The organism is Mesorhizobium sp. M5C.F.Cr.IN.023.01.1.1, from assembly GCF_003997585.1.
Taxonomy (GTDB): Bacteria; Pseudomonadota; Alphaproteobacteria; order Rhizobiales; family Rhizobiaceae; genus Mesorhizobium; species Mesorhizobium wenxiniae.
In genome coordinates this window covers 1-16,946 of the sequence record NZ_RZSU01000006.1, presented here as the reverse complement: position 1 = coordinate 16,946, position 16,946 = coordinate 1, and the positions used below count along the sequence as shown (strand labels likewise).

19 protein-coding genes are annotated in these 16,946 nt (G+C 63.3%); 10 read left to right on the top strand and 9 right to left on the bottom strand.

From position 1 onward, the window contains the following. The first annotated feature begins 135 nt into the window (after positions 1-135). Positions 136-942: an undecaprenyl-diphosphate phosphatase gene (locus EOA78_RS04120; protein ID WP_127313992.1), complete on the top strand. Its 807-nt coding sequence runs from the start codon at positions 136-138 to the stop codon at positions 940-942. A 3-nt stretch (positions 943-945) separates the two neighbouring features. On the opposite strand, the gene EOA78_RS04115 is transcribed toward EOA78_RS04120, so the two are convergent. Together EOA78_RS04115 and rsmI are read right to left on the bottom strand one after the other, a co-directional pair. Further along, the gene (locus EOA78_RS04115; RefSeq protein ID WP_127313991.1) at positions 946-1,323 is read right to left on the bottom strand and encodes a YraN family protein; all 378 of its coding nucleotides are present in this window, start codon (positions 1,321-1,323) and stop codon (positions 946-948) included. Next, positions 1,316-2,245 carry a 16S rRNA (cytidine(1402)-2'-O)-methyltransferase gene (gene rsmI / locus EOA78_RS04110; protein WP_127313990.1) on the bottom strand — a complete coding sequence of 310 codons (930 nt, stop codon included), beginning with the start codon at positions 2,243-2,245 and terminating at the stop codon, positions 1,316-1,318. The genes EOA78_RS04115 and rsmI overlap by 8 nt, the downstream gene beginning before the upstream one ends. A gap of 171 nt (positions 2,246-2,416) precedes the next feature. Here rsmI and EOA78_RS04105 point away from each other — a divergent pair, with 171 nt between their 5' ends. Then, positions 2,417-2,614, top strand: coding sequence for a hypothetical protein (locus EOA78_RS04105; RefSeq protein ID WP_127313989.1), 198 nt, complete (start codon positions 2,417-2,419; stop codon positions 2,612-2,614). A gap of 267 nt (positions 2,615-2,881) precedes the next feature. Here the strand turns inward: EOA78_RS04105 and EOA78_RS04095 are convergent, their stop codons facing one another. Beyond that, positions 2,882-3,166, bottom strand: a complete 285-nt coding sequence (locus EOA78_RS04095) for a protein tyrosine phosphatase (RefSeq protein WP_245477387.1) — start codon at positions 3,164-3,166, stop codon at positions 2,882-2,884. A 204-nt stretch (positions 3,167-3,370) separates the two neighbouring features. On the opposite strand from EOA78_RS04095, the gene EOA78_RS04090 reads away from it, so the two are divergent. Both EOA78_RS04090 and EOA78_RS04085 read left to right on the top strand, forming a co-directional pair. Further along, entirely contained in the window at positions 3,371-4,276 is a 906-nt protein-coding gene (locus EOA78_RS04090; protein ID WP_127313986.1) for an adenylate/guanylate cyclase domain-containing protein, read from the top strand. Between the two features lie 109 nt (positions 4,277-4,385). Next, positions 4,386-6,155, top strand: a complete 1,770-nt coding sequence (locus EOA78_RS04085; RefSeq protein WP_127313985.1) for a caspase family protein — start codon at positions 4,386-4,388, stop codon at positions 6,153-6,155. A 529-nt stretch (positions 6,156-6,684) separates the two neighbouring features. On the opposite strand, the gene hemW is transcribed toward EOA78_RS04085, so the two are convergent. From hemW to rph, 4 genes are read right to left on the bottom strand one after another with little or no spacing between them, the layout of a single operon-like run. Further along, positions 6,685-7,848: a radical SAM family heme chaperone HemW gene (hemW, locus tag EOA78_RS04080; protein ID WP_127313984.1), complete on the bottom strand. Its 1,164-nt coding sequence runs from the start codon at positions 7,846-7,848 to the stop codon at positions 6,685-6,687. Continuing rightward, positions 7,845-8,507 (bottom strand): RdgB/HAM1 family non-canonical purine NTP pyrophosphatase, encoded by a 663-nt coding sequence (gene rdgB / locus EOA78_RS04075; protein ID WP_127313983.1) that lies wholly within the window; start codon positions 8,505-8,507, stop codon positions 7,845-7,847. Before rdgB ends, hemW begins: the two co-directional genes overlap by 4 nt. Next, positions 8,507-8,917 carry a VOC family protein gene (locus EOA78_RS04070; protein WP_127208645.1) on the bottom strand — a complete coding sequence of 137 codons (411 nt, stop codon included), beginning with the start codon at positions 8,915-8,917 and terminating at the stop codon, positions 8,507-8,509. Before EOA78_RS04070 ends, rdgB begins: the two co-directional genes overlap by 1 nt. A 7-nt stretch (positions 8,918-8,924) precedes the next feature. Continuing rightward, positions 8,925-9,641 carry a ribonuclease PH gene (gene rph, locus EOA78_RS04065; protein WP_127208646.1) on the bottom strand — a complete coding sequence of 239 codons (717 nt, stop codon included), beginning with the start codon at positions 9,639-9,641 and terminating at the stop codon, positions 8,925-8,927. 221 nt (positions 9,642-9,862) lie between these two features. Here rph and hrcA point away from each other — a divergent pair, with 221 nt between their 5' ends. From hrcA to EOA78_RS04040, 5 genes are all read left to right on the top strand, one after another. Then, positions 9,863-10,891, top strand: a complete 1,029-nt coding sequence (gene hrcA / locus EOA78_RS04060; protein WP_245477395.1) for a heat-inducible transcriptional repressor HrcA — start codon at positions 9,863-9,865, stop codon at positions 10,889-10,891. Between the two features lie 79 nt (positions 10,892-10,970). Continuing rightward, positions 10,971-11,168: a hypothetical protein gene (locus tag EOA78_RS04055; protein ID WP_029347942.1), complete on the top strand. Its 198-nt coding sequence runs from the start codon at positions 10,971-10,973 to the stop codon at positions 11,166-11,168. A gap of 213 nt (positions 11,169-11,381) precedes the next feature. Next, a complete protein-coding gene (locus EOA78_RS04050) occupies positions 11,382-11,999 on the top strand; it encodes a LysE family translocator (RefSeq protein ID WP_127313981.1) in 618 nt (205 codons plus the stop codon). 165 nt (positions 12,000-12,164) lie between these two features. Beyond that, a complete protein-coding gene (gene cysK, locus EOA78_RS04045; protein ID WP_127313980.1) occupies positions 12,165-13,145 on the top strand; it encodes a cysteine synthase A in 981 nt (326 codons plus the stop codon). 210 nt (positions 13,146-13,355) lie between these two features. Next, the gene (locus tag EOA78_RS04040; protein ID WP_127313979.1) at positions 13,356-13,982 is read left to right on the top strand and encodes a glutathione S-transferase family protein; all 627 of its coding nucleotides are present in this window, start codon (positions 13,356-13,358) and stop codon (positions 13,980-13,982) included. A gap of 15 nt (positions 13,983-13,997) precedes the next feature. Here the strand turns inward: EOA78_RS04040 and EOA78_RS04035 are convergent, their stop codons facing one another. Next, a complete protein-coding gene (locus EOA78_RS04035; RefSeq protein WP_127313978.1) occupies positions 13,998-15,254 on the bottom strand; it encodes an RNA polymerase sigma factor in 1,257 nt (418 codons plus the stop codon). Between the two features lie 7 nt (positions 15,255-15,261). Continuing rightward, on the bottom strand, positions 15,262-15,630 hold the full coding sequence (locus EOA78_RS04030; RefSeq protein WP_127313977.1) for a YciI family protein: 369 nt from the start codon (positions 15,628-15,630) through the stop codon (positions 15,262-15,264). Positions 15,631-15,871: 241 nt separating this feature from the next. On the opposite strand from EOA78_RS04030, the gene EOA78_RS04025 reads away from it, so the two are divergent. After that, the gene (locus EOA78_RS04025) at positions 15,872-16,831 is read left to right on the top strand and encodes a TAXI family TRAP transporter solute-binding subunit (RefSeq protein ID WP_127313976.1); all 960 of its coding nucleotides are present in this window, start codon (positions 15,872-15,874) and stop codon (positions 16,829-16,831) included. Positions 16,832-16,946: the final 115 nt, after the last annotated feature.

The following is a 16,946-nucleotide window of genomic DNA, read 5'->3' as shown; positions in this document are numbered from 1 at the left end:
AATCGCCGGCTGCGCCGGTAAGTCTTGGCCGCCCCGATTCAGGTGGCCGTCAGGGTGCTGCGACCTATAGGAGGAGTTCCGCGCCATGACAAGCAAGCCGTTCTTCAAAGCCCTCACTCGAACGCCGAGGTTTCCATGGAAAGCCAGACCATCGTCGAAGCGCTGCTGCTCGGCATGATCGAAGGCATGACCGAGTTCATTCCGGTCTCGTCGACTGGCCATATCCTGCTTGCTGGCCATTTTCTCGGCTTCCATTCGACCGGCAAGGCCTTCGAGATCCTGATCCAGCTCGGCGCCATACTGGCTATCCTCAGCGTCTATTTCCATCGTCTGTGGCAGATGCTGGTCGATCTGCCGCGTGATCGGGTGACGCGGCATTTCGTCCTCGGCATCCTCGTCGCCTTCCTGCCGGCCGCCGTCATCGGCGCCCTGGGGCATGGCTTCATCAAGACGGTGCTGTTTGAATCGCCGAGGCTGATCTGCGTCATGCTGATCATCGGCGGCGTCGTCCTGCTGTGGGTGGATCGCTTCAAGCCGAAGCCGCTCTACCATGACGTCGAGCGGTTTCCGCTCAGGCTCTATCTGCAGATCGGACTGTTCCAGTGCCTTTCGCTGATCCCCGGCACGTCGCGCTCCGGCTCGACGATCGTCGGTGCGCTGCTCTTGGGTGTCGACAAACGGGCGGCTGCGGAATTCTCCTTCTTCCTCGCCATGCCGACGATGGTCGGCGCCTTCGCCTTCGACCTGTTCAAGAACCGCAATGTGCTGACTAGCGCCGATCTGCCCGTCATCGCCGCCGGTTTCATTGCCGCCTTCGTCGCGGCGCTTATCGTCGTGCGCTTCCTGCTCAACTACGTCTCGCGCCACGGCTATTCGCTGTTCGGCTGGTGGCGGCTGGTCATCGGCACCGTCGGCCTGGCGGCGCTGTTCGTCTGGGGGTAAGGTCTAGTTTCGCCCGTAGAAAACATTCTCGACATGCACCGGCCAGCGCCATGGCAGCACCGCGACCAGGTCGAAACGCACCGACAATCGTCCATAGTCGGATTGGCTCGACAGCCAGAGATCGGCGGCGCTTTCGATGCGGCGCTCCGATTCGTAGCGAACAGCCTCCATCGCTTCCATCAGCGTGCGGCGCGCCTTCACCTCGACGATCAGCACCAGGTCGCCGCGCCGCGCGATCAGGTCGATCTCACCGAACCGCGTGCGATGGCGGCGCGCCAGGATCCGATAGCCTTTCACCATCAATGCCGCAGCCGCCAGCCACTCGCTGCGGTGGCCGCGCCGATAGGCCTGCCGGCGGCTGGCGACCGGGCGTTCAGCCAACGTCGTCTTTCCCGGTGTCCCGGTTCTTCCCGGTATCCTTGAGTTCGAGCAGCCGCCGGTAAAGCGCCTGCTTCTGGCCGCCGGTCATCTTGGCGGCTTCCGCAGCCGCCTTGGAGGCCGGCATTTCGGCGGCAAGCGAAAGCAGCAGCCGGTCGATATCGGCCGGTTCGTCTGCCGTTGCTTCCGACGGGCCGACGCAGATGACGATCTCGCCCCTCGGCGTGTCGGCCGCCTCATAGTGATCGGCGAGCAACTGCAAGGTGCCGGTCCGCATCTCCTCGAACGTCTTGGTCAACTCGCGGCCGACCGCAGCTTTGCGGGCGCCGCCCAGCGCCTCGACCATGGCACTGAGCGTCTCGGCCAGCCGACGCGGCGATTCAAAGAAGATCAGCGTCGCCGGCACGGCTTTCAGCGCTTCCAGCCGCGCCAGCCGCTGTCCGGTCTTCACTGGCAGGAAGCCGGCAAACAGAAAGGCATCTGAGGGCAGGCCGGACGCCGTCAGGCCCGCAAGCGCCGCTGAGGGGCCGGGGATCGGCACGACGCGAATGCCCTGGTCGAGCGCCTCGCCGACCAGCCGGTAGCCGGGATCGGAGATCAGCGGCGTGCCGGCGTCCGAGATTAGCGCCACGCTCTGCCCGGCCAGCAAGGCTGCGATCAGCTTCGGCCCAGCCTCGCCGGCATTGTGCTCGTGATAGGCTGACGTGCGGCGGCGGATGCCGTAGCGGTCGAGCAGCACACGGCTGACCCGCGTGTCCTCGCAGGCGACGATATCGGCGGCGGCGAGCGTCTCAAGCGCGCGTAATGTGATGTCCGCGAGATTACCGATCGGCGTCGCAACCAGGTAGAGCGCCGGCTCGAGCGGCCGGGCCGATATCTCGGTCTGGCCGATCACGTAGCTGCGTTTTGCCGACTCGCCGGTCACCGGTGTCCCCTATCAGAGCGTCCTCTGACACTGAATGCATTCGGCCCTGTTTCGCACGGCTCACGCCTGGTTGCAAAACCGGTGCCGAGGTGAAGCGGTCGCCATGCCTTCGCCACAGTACGGAACGAAACCGTGCCCGGCGGATTAATGGCTGATCTCGGGAGGAGCAGGATGGACAGCCTTAAGATACAGGACGTTTTCGAACCCTACTATGCAGGGCGCAAGCGCTTTGCCGCGCAAAAGGACAAGAGCCAGCCTGCCAAAGCCGGCACCGGCTTGGCCAAAAAGCCGCGGAAGCGTCGTCCTTCAAAGGCAACCAACCTGGAAATCGAGCCTTCGACCGGCACCGGCAGCACGATGGAGCACTGACCAGACGATGCCCAATCGCTTCGACATTTTCATCACCCGCCTTGAAACGAAAAGCTCCCGCAACGGAGCGCCCCCACACCCGATGAGCGATCAACACCGCGCCCGCCGCGACAAGGGCGATGCTAAGCCGGCTCGCTCCGGTGAGGCGGACGCCGAGAAAGACCACGCCAAGCGCCGCCACAAGCATGACGCCTGACTACCGCAACCTGCGCGATTGACCGAGACACTTCTCTCTAAAGCGTGGGGGGAAACGCTCGGTCACATCATTCAACCCAGATGCTTCGAGACGCGCGCTTCCATCAGACGCACCAGACCTGGGCCCATGAACTCATAGTCGTCCGCAATGTCGAGGCAGATCACGCGAGCCTTCTTCAGGCTGGCCCTGAATTTCTTCTGCAGTTTGGCGCGGTGCGCCTTTTCCATCACGAAGATGTCGGCCCACGAGACGAGGTCGTGCGTCAACGGGTTGTCGGCATCGTGGTTGGTGCCGGCAGATGCGACCTCGATATCCCTGCGGCCAGAAAACACCTGCTCCGCGGTCGGGCTTCGCAAGCGATTCAGGCTGCAGGCGAAGAGGACGTTATTTTAAACACGGACGGAGGTTCAAACTTTGTTCGTCTGAAAGGCTCGGCGCTCCCCATGTAACTCGGGCCGCAATTCCGCTCGCTGAGCCTTTTGTATGATGGACCGCCAGCCTCTGTCCGTAACGTGCTAATATTGCACCTGCGTGCGCGCTTGAGCGTACGGGAGAGGATCATGTCGGCAACTTTAACCGCACTGAGCAACAGCGAGGCCTATAGGCTGGGAGATTTCAACCTGATTGGTCGTGGCGAACATGCCACCATACGCCTGGCCGACGGGGAAGTTTCGCGCCAGCATGCAACGATCCGGCGCGACGGCGCGAACTACTGGGTTGTTGACGTCGGCAGTGCCAATGGCAGTTATGTGAATGACGTGGCGCTCACAACCGCGCGTGTGCTGCACAGCGGCGATCGCGTCCAGTTCGGCAGATCGACTTTTCTTTTCGAACAGGGCACGACTGCCCCCGATCTGGATTCGCAAGCGGCGAACACAAAAACTCAATGGGGCAACCCGGCAGCCCCCAAGAGCCGGCCGGCCACCCTGTTCGTCGCTGATTTGAAGGGGTTTACCGGAATCAGCGCAAGGCTGTCCCCGGAACAGGTGGCGGCCCTCCTGGCCGAGTGGTATATGGACTGCAATATGATTTTGAAGCACTACGGTGCCTCAATCGACAAATTCATTGGTGATTGTGTATTTGCTTACTGGCACGGGACGGCAGCGGATGTCTGTGTCTCTGCGGTTCAGGCTGCCCAGGCGCTCCGCGCTGCGGAAGACGCGGCTACGTCGCCAACCCGAGTACTGGTCAGGGAACAACAAGACATCGTACTCGACTGCCGCATTGGCCTTCATGTGGGTGAAGTTGCTATCGGCGCTTTGGGCAAAGGCATCAACACCGCGCTGGGCGATGCGGTCAATTTGGCCTTTCGTATTGAGGGATTGACGCGAAAACTGGACAAGCCGCTGTTGGTCAGCGCCCAGTTCGTCGAGCAGTGGCCCGAAGGTAGACAATATTTCAAGTCCTGCGGCTATCACGAGGTTAAAGGGCGCGCCGAGATGATCGAGGTATTCAGCCTAACATAGGCGCGCCAGCAGTTGGATTTTCGAAACGCAGCTCACACGCCTAACACCTATTCCCATGTTGACACCAATGCTTTTCCTGCTCAGGCTTTGCTAGGGCAGAGAGGCAGCCATGGGGCTCAGAAATCTTCAGACATTTCTATTTTTTCTGCTTCTGATGGTGCTGGGCCTTTCAGCGCCGCTAAGCGCTGCGGAAGGTAAGCGCCTTGCGTTGGTAGTCGGGAATTCTGCCTACACGGCGACAACGCCGTTGGCGAACGCCGCCGCCGACGCCCGTGCCTTTACAGCGTTCCTGAAGGAAAACGGCTTCGAGGTAGACAGTCTGATCAATGTCGACCGGGCCGGTTTCGCGAGAGGACTCTCTAATTTTTCAAAGAAGATCGGGCCAGCCGACACCGCCTTGTTCTACTTCGCTGGCCACGGGATGCAGCTGAAAGGCGAAAATTTTCTGCTCGGGCTCGATGCCGAGCTGCTGTCGGAGTTTGATGTCGACGCCGAAGCCATCGCGCTGAATTCCATTATAAGCATTATGGAGCGGAAAGCCTCGCTCTCGCTTCTTTTCGTCGATGCCTGTCGCAATAATCCGATCGCCGACCGGCTGAATGCAAGCGTCGAAGGCGTCACCCGCGGCGCTGCGTTGAAGGGGCTGGCGCCGGTGAGTTCCACCGGCTCGGGAACGATGATCGCCTTCTCCGCTTCGCCTGGCCAGGTCGCCTACGATGGAGTCGGTGAGAACTCGCCTTTCACGACGGCCTTAGTTGAACATCTGGCCAGCCCTTCGCTAGAGGTAGGTACGGCTTTCAAGCGTGTGATCCGCGATGTCCGGATAAAGACGAACAACGTCCAATCGCCGCAGATTGTCTCGAACATTGCCGCTGAATTTTACTTCAACGCCAGCGCGCCGGCGACCGCTGTCGCCGCATCCGATTTTCTCGCCCAGATAGATTTCGAAAAAGCCGAGCGCATTGCCACTGCACGCGGCTGGCAGCTTTACTTGGCCAAGCACCAATCCGGCTCTTTCTCCGACAGCGCGCGCGCTGCGCTGCGCCTGCTCGAAGGTGGCGGCGATGGCCTCGTGTCGCCGCAGGAAGCTGAAAGCCGTATGAGGCTGACGCAGTCTCAACGCAAGGAAATCCAGCTGACGCTTTCCGACCTCGGATATGAAATAGGCGCGGTGGACGGGAATTTCGGTCAAAAGACTCGCAGGGCGATCTCTCGATACCAGAAGGCGCTGGGGCTCACCGAGACCGGATATATCAATAGCGTCGTCGCTAACAGGCTGGAACTGGTTGGCGTCACGAGCACGGATTCCGTCGTATCTGCCGACGAGGCGCGGCTCTTCGAACCCGAGGATTTGAAAGGGCTCGAAACCGATGAGCGCATTATTCGCGCCGCGCAATGCCTCAGGGGCAAAGAAATCATCTACGGCGAGTTTGGGAGCCGCCTCTATGTGGCGGTTTACGATCGCCACTCGTCTTGGCAGACCGCCAAATCTGCTGCCCAGCGGTGTAAAGCGCATCTGGCGTCGATCTCGTCAAAGGCGGAGAACGACTTTGTTTACGGACTGTTCGAGGCTGATGACCGGATGTTCGAAACTGGCTTCGACGGAAATGTGTCCTACAAGATGGGTCCGTGGATCGGCCTTGAGCAGGATCCGGGGGGACGCGAGCCTCGTGGCGGCTGGCGATGGCTGACCGGCGAGGCAATGACTTACAACAATTGGCTTCCCAACCACCCCAACGAGCACAAGCAGGGTGATGATTTTGCGATGTTTTATGCTCATCTGGACGGCAACCGGGACACGGCCGACCTCAAGGCGAGCACGTGGGACGATATGGGTCCGCAAAACAGCTCGCACGGCTACATTATTGAGTTTCGATAGGACGAGGTGGAAGATGGGAGCGCCAGCATACCTCTCTGCTGCCGCTTACCGGTTCTCACCGGCTTCAACACGGCTCGTGGCCGCTGAGCGACGCCAGATCGGCAACCTCTGCCGACACATCACTCGCAAATTGTAATTGGATCGCGGCAGAAGCCGCTGCCCCGGCGAGCCCCGGCGCTGCAAACGCGAGCTGGCCTGCTCGCGCTCGGAGTAGCGGCGGCACGCTTCTGTTCCGCTATTGGTCGTGGCCGGGTGTTCGGGTTGTTCGCATGGCGGGGTGCTTCTATCGAATTCGGCTGGGCAACCACCGGACACACGCGAGCTGTGCTTTCTTCCAATTTCTTCAAAGCAATTGTTGTCGGTTTCGCCATGTCGATCTCAGCGCCGGAGTATCGAGCGAAACGGCGCAACGCCTCCCGGGTTCTTCCACCCCAGATGCCCTCTGGGTTTCCCGGATTACACCCAACGCGGCCAAGCTCGCGCGTGAGTCGATAAATTGTCTGTGACAGTTCAGCTCCTGGCCTATGCTTTACCGCGCCAGGTCCGCCACCACGGCGTCGAGCACGATCATGCCGGCCGGGGTGGCGCGCAGGCGGGCATTGCCGATCGGCGCCACCAGCCCCTCGCCCTGCAGCATCGATAGCCGCGCCGTCGACAGGCCGCGCCCGGAAAACGCTTCGTAGCGCGAGAGATCGATGCCCTCGGCCAGCCTAAGCCCCATCAAGAGAAACTCGTCGGCCTCTTCCGAGCGCGTCAGGGTCTCACCGCCGGTGACGCCATTGCCCTTGGCCTCGACCAGATTGGCCCAGGTTTCCGGCATTCTTTCGGCGATCGTCACCACGCGGCGGCCATTCTCGACGAAGCGGCCATGCGCGCCGGGACCGACGCCGACATATTCGCCATAGCGCCAATAGGTGAGATTGTGCCGGCTTTCGGCACCTGATCTGGCGTGGTTGGAAATCTCGTAGGCCGGCAGCCCATGTGCGGCGGTGATCTCCTGCGTCAGCGCATAGAGATCGGCGGCATGGTCATTGTCGGGAATAGCGAATTTCTTGGCCGCATGCAGCGCGTGGAACGGCGTGCCTTCCTCGATGGTCAGCTGGTAGAGCGACAGGTGGTCGGCGGCGCGGCCGATAGCCTGTTCGAGCTCCGCCTGCCACGCCTCAGGTGTCTGGCCGGGCCGTGCGTAGATCAGGTCGAAGGACAGCCGCGGAAAGATCTCACGCGCCAGGCCGATCGCCTGCAGCGCTTCATCGACATTGTGCAAGCGGCCGAGGAAGCGCAGATCCTTGTCGTTCAGCGCCTGGACGCCGAGCGACACGCGGTTGACGCCTGCCGCCCGGTAGCCGCGAAAGCGCACGGACTCGACCGAGGAGGGGTTGGCTTCCAGCGTCACCTCGATGCCGGCGGGCACCGTCCAGTTCTTCGCCACGGCGTCCAGCACCGTCGCCACGGTTTCCGGCTTCATCAGCGATGGCGTGCCGCCGCCGAGGAAAATGCTGGTCACCTCGCGCGGTCCGGTGCGGTGGCGCATCGTCGCAAGCTCGGTCTCGAAGGCGCGCGCAAAACGCTCCTGGTCGACCGGCTGGTGGCGGACATGGCTGTTGAAGTCGCAATACGGGCACTTGGCCGCGCAGAACGGCCAGTGGATGTAGACGCCGAAGCCGGGGCTGCGGTCGAGCAGCATGGTCATTTCACGGCCGATCGTGCCAAATCCAGTCTGGCTTGCGCGAATTTCTGGAAGGCGCGGGCGCGGTGCGACAATGCCGTCGGCTGGCCGGGCTTCCAGCCATGCTTTTCCTCTGCGGTCATCTCGCCGAAGGTCTGTTCGAAACCGTCCGGCACGAACACCGGGTCGTAGCCGAAGCCGAGTTCGCCGCGCGGCGGCCATACCAGCGTGCCCTCGACCTCGCCGCGGAAACATTCGGCCGCGCCGTCGGGAAAGGCCAGGCAGATGACGGCGACGAAGCGGCCCTTACGCTGCGCAGGCGCAACCGCGCCGACTTCCTGCAACGCCACTTCCGCTCGCTGCATCGCCATGCCGAAATCGCGGGACCCGTCCGGCGCCTCGGCCCAATTGGCGGTATAGACGCCGGGCGCCCCGCCCAGAGCATCGACACACAGGCCGGAATCGTCCGACAATGCGGGCAGGCCTGTCGCCTTGGCGGCGGCAAAAGCCTTGAGATAGGCGTTCTCCTCGAAGGTGGTGCCGGTCTCGTCCGGCTCCGGCAGGCCGTATTCCTTGGCCGACTTCGCTTCTATGCCGAATGGCGCCATCAGATCGGCGAACTCGCGTAATTTGCCGGCATTGTGGCTGGCGACGACGATCTCATGTCCATCAAGCGAATGCATCAGATGCCCCAGATTCTTGGCTCGGCGAATTCGATCGAATTGCCGGAGGGGTCGCGAATATAGATCGAGCGTCCACCCTGCGGCCATTCGAACTCGCTCTCGATGGCGATCTTCTTCTGCTCAAGATGGGCTTTCCAGCGCACGATCTCGTCCGCGCTTGCCGCAAAGCAGAGATGGCCGTCGCCGACAGCGCCGTGCGGCGGCACTTTCAGCTTGGCATCGGGCGCCGGCGGCACCTTGGTCGCCTCGGCGTTGAAGACGAGCAGCACGCCGTCCCCGCAACGGAAGAAAAGATGCCTGCCGTCGACCTTGCCCAGCAGATCGAGCCCGAGCACGCCGGAATAGAAGTCTTCCGCGGCATCGAGGTCGGTCACGTAGAGGGCTGATTCGAGGATGGCGGAAGGGGTCATGACAGGGTTAAGCTACAGCCATCTGTTGCAGGCTGACCAGTCGCTGGATGCCTTTCTTGGCCAATTCCATCAGCGCCGTGAACTGCTCTTCTGAGAAAGGCTCGCCCTCGGCCGTGCCCTGGATCTCGACGATGCCGCCCTTGCCGGTCATGACGAAGTTGGCGTCGGTGCCGGCCGAGGAATCCTCGAGATAGTCGAGGTCGATGACCGGCTGGCCGTCATGGATGCCGCAGGAGACAGCCGCGACATGATCCTTCAGCACCTTGGCGACGCTGGCCATCTGCCGGGCTTCCATCCAGCGCAGGCAGTCATGGAGCGCCACCCAGCCGCCGGTGATCGAGGCGGTGCGCGTGCCGCCATCGGCCTGGATCACATCGCAGTCGACGGTGATCTGCTGCTCGCCGAGCGCCTGCAGGTCGACCACGGCGCGCAGGGAACGGCCGATCAGCCGCTGGATTTCCAGCGTGCGGCCGCCTTGCTTGCCGGCCGAAGCTTCGCGGCGCATGCGCTCGCCGGTCGAGCGCGGCAGCATGCCGTATTCCGCCGTCACCCAGCCCTTGCCGGAATTGCGCATCCAGCCCGGCACTTTTTCCTCGAGGCTGGCCGTGCACAGCACATGCGTGTCGCCGAACTTCACCAGGCACGAACCTTCCGCGTGCTTGGAGACGCCGCGTTCGAAGGAGATGGCGCGCATTTCGTCGAATTGGCGTTTAGAAGGGCGCATTCAGGCTTTTATCCTATTTTTCGGAATCGTGGCCGGCTTGTAGCCGCACGCGACGAGAGGCGCAAAGGAAAATGGACCAGTTGCGCCGGCGTGGCCGAAGTCTATATCTTTGGGCCGGAGGTATTTGGCTCGAAATGACCAAGGCAGTCGATCCCAATTCCCAGTCGGCGGCAGTGCTCCAGTCGCCTGCGCTTCAATCGCCCGCACTCCAGTCGCTCGACATGCGCTCGCGCGACATCTTTCGGCGCATTGTCGATTCCTATCTGAAGGACGGCGAGCCGGTCGGCTCACGCAGCCTGTCGCGTATCCTGCCGTCTTCGCTGTCGCCCGCCACCATCCGCAACGTGATGAGTGATCTCGAGCATCTCGGCCTGATCTATGCGCCGCATATCTCGGCCGGCCGGCTGCCGACCCAGGCCGGCCTGCGCTTCTTCGTCGATGCTTTCATGGAGCTTGGCGATCTCTCCGACGAGGAGCGCCGCACCATCGAGGCGCAGGTGCGCGCCTCCGGCTCTGGCGCGACGCTGGAGCACATGCTCACCGAGGCTAGCCAGATGCTGTCCGGCATGTCGCGCGGCGCCGGCCTCGTGCTTGCCGCCAAGAACGAGGTGGCGCTCAAGCACATCGAATTCATCCAACTCGAGCCGACCAAGGCGCTGGCCGTGCTGGTGTCGCAGAACGGCGACGTCGAGAATCGCGTCGTCGACCTGCCGGCCGGCATCACCGTCTCGCAATTGCATGAAGCCTCGAACTTCCTCAATGCCCACATCCGTGGCCGCACGCTGGCCGAGGCGCGGATCGAGATCGCCCGCATCAAGGAAGAGACCAAGGCCGCCCTCGACACGCTGTCGCAGGATCTGGTGGAGAAGGGCCTTGCGGTCTGGGCGGGCGCCGAGAGCGGCCTGCCGGCGCGTCTCATCGTGCGCGGCCGCGCCAACCTGCTGGAAAATGTCACCGCGCAGGCCGACATCGAGCTGCTGCGGCATTTATTCGAGGATCTGGAGACGCAGGACGGGCTGATCCAGCTTCTCGACCTCGCCGAGCAAGGTTCCGGCGTGCGCATCTTCATCGGCTCGGAAAACAAGCTGTTTTCGCTGTCGGGCTCGTCGCTGGTGGTGGCGCCCTATCGCGACAAGGACGCCCGCGTCATCGGCGCGCTCGGCGTCATCGGCCCGACCCGGCTGAACTACGCACGCATCGTGCCGATGGTCGACTATACCGCGCAGCTTATTTCCCGCATGCTGCGGTAATCATGTCGCCCAAAACCAGAGCGCGTCGCACGAATCCCTTCAAACGCGACACGCTTTCGGGGACCTCAAGGAGAAAAAAATGGCGCTGGAATCATTCAAAGCCCAGATCAGCCTGTTGCTCGAGCAGATGATCAACCAGCCCGAGGATCAGCATGAAGTGCAGGAACAGCTGCGCGAAAAGCTGAGGGAGATGCGCGCCATGGGCCTGCCGCTGCCGGCCGATCTCGTCGCGCTGGAAAAGCGCCTCGACGACGATTTCTACGCAGCCGGAAACTGAGTCCGAAAAACCATACTGTCGATTTGCCGGCGCGTCACTTACGGCAAAGCCCGTCCTGATCGGCGCGTTCGCCTGGCCGGCGGCGCTGGTGCAATCGAAACCGTCCATCAGGGAGTACACGCCTGCCCACCTTTGTGCGACAAAGCCCCGGTCTTAAAAGGCTCAGTCTAAAGGTCCATCCCTTTTTCGGGGTCATGCGCTAAGGCCGAAACCATGACCCTGACCGGATTCCTCGCTTATAGCGCGGCCCTCGGCATCGCCGCTGCCATCCCCGGCCCGGGGCTCACCGCACTTATTGCGCGTGCGCTTGGGTCCGGCTTTCGCTCGGCGCTCGCCATGTCCTTTGGGCTGATGCTCGGCGATCTCATCTACCTCACCGCCGTGGTGCTCGGCCTCGCTCTCGTCGCGCAGACCTTCGGCATGGCCTTCCTGGCGATCAAATGGCTGGGCGTCGCCTATCTCGCTTTCCTGGGCTGGCGCTTTTGGACGAGCGGCATCACGCCCGAAACGGTGGAGGCGAAAAAAGGCAGGGGCGGGCTGGTGTCGAGCTTTATTGCCGGCCTCGCCGTCACGCTCGGCAATCCGAAGACGATGATCTTCTATCTCGCCATCACGCCGACCATCGTCGATCTGAAGACCATTACGCTCGCCGACTACGGCATCCTCGTCGCGCTGACGCTCGTCGTGTTGCTGGTGGTGCTGGTGCCCTATCTGGCGCTGGCGGCCAAGGCGCGCGGGCTTCTGAAGTCGCCGCGCGCGCTGAGGGCGCTGAACCGCACCGCCGCCGCCTTCATGGTCGGGGCGGCGGCTGCGATCGCCGCCCGGCAATAGGCCAGTTTTGGCCACGCCTGAATGCTTTTCCGGGACGAGGGTGTTTTCAGAATGCGTTCCATATTTTCAAACGGCAGACTATCTTGCGCGGCCGAACGCTTTATCCTGCCTTGTCGAAACTTGTTTGCCTGCCTCTTGCCCGCCTAACTCTTGGGAGCGAAACCAATGAACAAGCCCGCCACCACCGCGCACGCGCCGGGCCGCGGCCGCATCTACAATTCGATCACCGAGACGATCGGCGACACGCCGCTGGTACGGCTCGACAAATTCGCCAATGAAAAGGGCGTCGTTGCCAATCTGCTGGCCAAGCTCGAATTCTTCAACCCGATCGCCTCGGTCAAGGACCGCATCGGCGTCTCGATGATCGAGGCGCTGGAGGCATCGGGCAGGATTGCACCCGGCAGGACGACGCTGATCGAGCCGACCTCGGGCAACACCGGCATCGCGCTCGCCTTTGCCGCTGCCGCCAAAGGCTACAAACTGATCCTGACGATGCCGGAAACCATGTCGGTCGAGCGCAGGAAAATGCTGGCGCTGCTCGGCGCCGAACTGGTGCTGACCGAAGGGCCGAAAGGCATGAAGGGCGCGATCGCCAAGGCCGACGAGCTGGCCGCGACGCTGCCCGACGCCATTATTCCGCAGCAGTTCGAAAATCCGGCCAACCCGGAGATCCACCGCCGCACCACGGCCGAGGAAATCTGGAACGACACCCATGGCGAGGTCGACATCTTCGTGGCCGGCATCGGCACCGGTGGCACCATCACCGGCGTCGGCCAGGTGCTGAAGCAGCGCAAGCCCTCCGTGCATGTCGTCGCCGTCGAGCCGGAAGCCTCGCCGGTGCTGTCGGGCGGCCAGCCCGGTCCGCACAAGATCCAGGGCATCGGCGCCGGCTTCGCGCCGAAGATACTCGACACGACGATCTATGACGAGATCGTCAAGGTCTCCAACGAGGATTCGGTCGCCAATGCGCGGCTCGTCGCGCGCCTCGAAGGCGTGCCGGTCGGCATCTCGTCGGGCGCTGCCCTGCAGGCGGCGATCGTCGTCGGCTCGCGGCCGGAGAACAATGGCAAGAATCTCGTGGTGGTCATCCCGTCCTTCGCCGAGCGCTATCTGTCGACGATCCTGTTCGAAGGGCTGGGGGCTTAGGTCCCTCGACGAAGATAAGTGGGCTTCAGCTAATCTCGAAAGTTGCGCTAGTCCACCTAAGGAGCGACAGGCTCCAACCCGTGCGCCGAGGACCCAGATGGCAGCGCTGGACCGCTGAAAAAACACCTGTGGCGGCCGTCGCTCGCTTGAGTGGAGCGGCGCTTCCGGTTCAGATCGTTGCCGGCCTTGCACCGGCTGGCGGAGGATTTCATGTACAAGCTCTATACCCGTGCCAATACCGGCGGCTTTGTCGTCGAGGCGGCGCTCGCTTTGGCGGGCGTGCCTTTCGACCAGATCGACGTTCCGAAGTCCGCCTCGCCCGACCAGGCCTTCCTCGACATCAGCCCCTTGAACCAGGTGCCAGTCCTGATCTTGCCGGACGGAAGCTCGATGACCGAATCGGCGGCGATCTGCATCCTGCTTGCCGAGCGCCACCCGGAAGCGAACTTGGCGCCGGCAGCGAACTCGCCTGACCGCGCCGACTTCCTGCGCTGGATGACGTTCATGTCGTCGGTCATCTATCAGGCTGACCTGCGGTTCTTCTATGCTCATCGCTACACAGCCGATCCCGGCGGCGTGGACGCGGTCAAGCAGGCGGCGATCTCGGAAATGGATCGCGGCTTGGCCATTCTCGATGCTGCCCTCGAAGGCCGCGACTGGCTGGTCGGCGACCAGCTCTCGCTGGCCGACATCTATCTCGTCATGCTGGTGGCCTGGCATCCCGAGGTCGGAAAAGTCCGCACCGCCTGGCCGAACATCGAACGCCTGTGGGCCAAATTGCGGGAGCATCAGTTGATGAGGAAGCTGAACGCCTCCCACGCCATGTGGCCGGCCTGAACCGATCGCCTTGTCTCAGTCTGCTTCCGCGCGGCCGAGCCCCGCCCCTCGTTCCTGCAGGAACCGGCGCACGGCCGGGTCGCGTTCGAGGCCGATCGCCCGGTCATAGGCTGCGGCCGCTTCCCGGGTTTTGCCGAGCCTGGCCAGAAGGCCCGCGCGGGCGGCCCAATAAGGCTGATAATCATGCAGCCGTTTGTCGTCGCCAAGCTCATCAAGCGCACTCAATCCAGCCGCGGCGCCGTCGGCCTCGGCAATGGCCACAGCGCGGTTGATCGAAATCACCGGCGAGGCGGCAATCACCGACAGCGCGTCGTAGAGATGTCTGATCGCGACCCAATCGGTCCGGCCGGTCAGCCGCCGCGTCGTATGGGCGGATTGCACGGCCGCCTCGAGCTGGTAGCGACCGACGACGCCCTTGGCCGCGGCGCGCCTGAGCAGCGTCTCCGCTTCGTCGATCAAGGCGCCGTCCCACAGCGCAAGCTCCTGCTCGGCCAATGGCACATAGTCTCCGGCGGCGTTTCGCCGCGCCACACGCCGCGCCTCGGCAAACAGCATCAGCGCCAGCAGGCCGAGCGCTTCCGGCTCATCCGGCATCAACGACGCCACCAGCCGGCCGAGCCAGATGCCCTCGGTCGCGAGATTGCGGCGCCGGGTTTCGGTGCCGGCCGGGTCGGACCAGCCTTCGGCGAACGCGGCGTAGATCGCTTCAAGCACCGCATCCAGCCGCTCGCCGAGCTCGGCCCGCTCCGGCACCCGGAACGGAATGCCGGTCTCGCGGATGCGGGTTTTGGCGCGCACCAGGCGCTGACCCATCGTTGCCGGCGACACCAGGAAGGCCGAGGCGATCGTCGCCGCGTCGAAGCCTAAAATGGTCTGCAGGATCAGCGGCGCGCGCACGCCGGCCTCGATCGCCGGATGGGCGCAGGCAAACATCAGGCGCAGCCGCTCGTCGGGCAGGTCTTCGTCGGCCATGCGGGCCTCGATCTCCTCGGCGATCAGCCTGAGATGGTCGCGGCCCGCCTCGCTGGTCAGCCGCCGCCGGATCACGTCGACGCTGCGTCTGCGCGCCACCGCCAGCAGCCAGGCTTCCGGCTTCTCAGGCACGCCGGTTTGCGGCCAGCGTTCGAGCGCCGCCGCAAAGGCATCGGCCAGCGCGTCCTCGGCGCCGGCCACGTCGCGCATGCGCGCGGCCAGATAGGCGACCAGCTTGCCGTAACTTTGCCGGGCGGCCGCTTCCGCCGCCGCCCGCGCGATCTCCGGACGACTGTCCATCACATGGTCATTTCTCAGATAAGTACTCCGTCATTTCCCAGATCGGTCGCACCTCGACCGTGCCGGTGCTGGCTGCCGGACAGCGCGCAGCCCATTCGATGGCCGTGTCGATGTCCGTCGCCTCGATCATGTAGAAGCCGGCAAGCTGCTCCTTGGTGTCGGCATACGGCCCGTCGAGCACGTTGGTCTTGCCGTTGGCCATCCGCACAGAGGTGGCCGCCTGGGTCGGGCGCAGCCGGTCGCCGGCCAACCATGCGCCTGATTTCTTCAACGCTTCGGTATAAGCACCGTAGGCCGCGAGGGTCTGCTCGGTGCTCTCGCGTGGCGCATTCGCCATTGCGGCTTCGTCATTGTAGATCAAAAGCATGTATCGCATGGGTCTTCTCCCGTGGTTCGAAGGCCGCTTCGTTGCCGGCCGAACCAATGTCGCGCGTCCTCGTCCGGTTTCGACAGGCGCTGCAAAAATCTTTCGGCCCGGATGGCATCTGGCGCAAGCCTGCATGTCCAGCGGCATCGACCGTTGGTCTAATCGGCGCAATTGCGGGTTGGCATTTCCCGCCCGCTGTCTAAACTCGCCGCGGGTCGCGCGGTGGCAAATATTTCAGGGAGGAAATCAGATGCTCAATTTCAGGACGAAGTTTGTTGCCGCCGGCGCGCTGGCGCTGTCGCTGGGCATTGGAGCGGTTTCGGCCAAGGCGCAGGAATTCATCAACGTGCTGACTGGCGGCACGTCGGGCGTCTATTATCCGCTCGGCGTTGCGCTGTCGGAAATCTACGGCAAGGGCATCGAAGGCGCCCGCACCCAGGTGCAGGCGACGAAAGCTTCGGTCGAGAACCTCAACCTGCTGCAGCAGGGCAAAGGCGAGATCGCCTTCGCGCTCGGAGATGCCGTCAAACTGGCCGCCGAGGGCAACACCGAAGCCGGCTATCCGGGCAAGCTCGACAAGCTGCGCGGCATCGCCGCCATCTATCCCAACTACATCCAGATCGTTGCCAGCAAGGAGTCCGGCATCAAGACGCTTGCCGACCTCAAGGGCAAGAGCCTGTCTGTCGGCGCGCCGGCCTCCGGCACCGAGCTCAACGCCCGCGCCATCTTCGCGGCCGCCGGGCTGAAATACGAAGACCTTGGACGGGTCGAGTATCTGCCCTTCGCCGAATCGGTCGAGCTCATCAAGAACCGCCAGCTCGACGCCACGCTGCAATCGGCCGGCCTCGGCGTCGCATCGATCCGCGACCTCGCCACCTCCGTGCCGATCAACGTTGTTGCAGTACCGGCGGAGGACGTCGCCAAGATCGGCTCGCCCTATCTTTCGGTAGCCATTCCCAAGGGCACCTATGAAGGCCAGACCGAGGATGTCGCGACCGCCGCCGTCGGTAATTTCCTCATCACCCATGCCGACGTCTCCGACGAGACCGCCTATCAGATGACCAAGCTGCTGTTCGAAAATCTCGACCAGCTCGCCGCCGCCCACGCCGCCGCCAAGGCGATCGACATGGCCAAGGCGCTCGACGGCATGCCGGTGCCGCTGCATCCCGGCGCCGAGCGGTACTACAAGGAAAAGGGGCTGGTGAAGTAGGGCACTCCCTCCACCTCGAGGGGAGGGTGGACAGCCGCCGAAGGCGGATGGACGGGTGGGGTCCTCGGCGACGCGCTCCAACTTTCTCAGTCAAAGGTCGAGGCAGTTGAGGCGA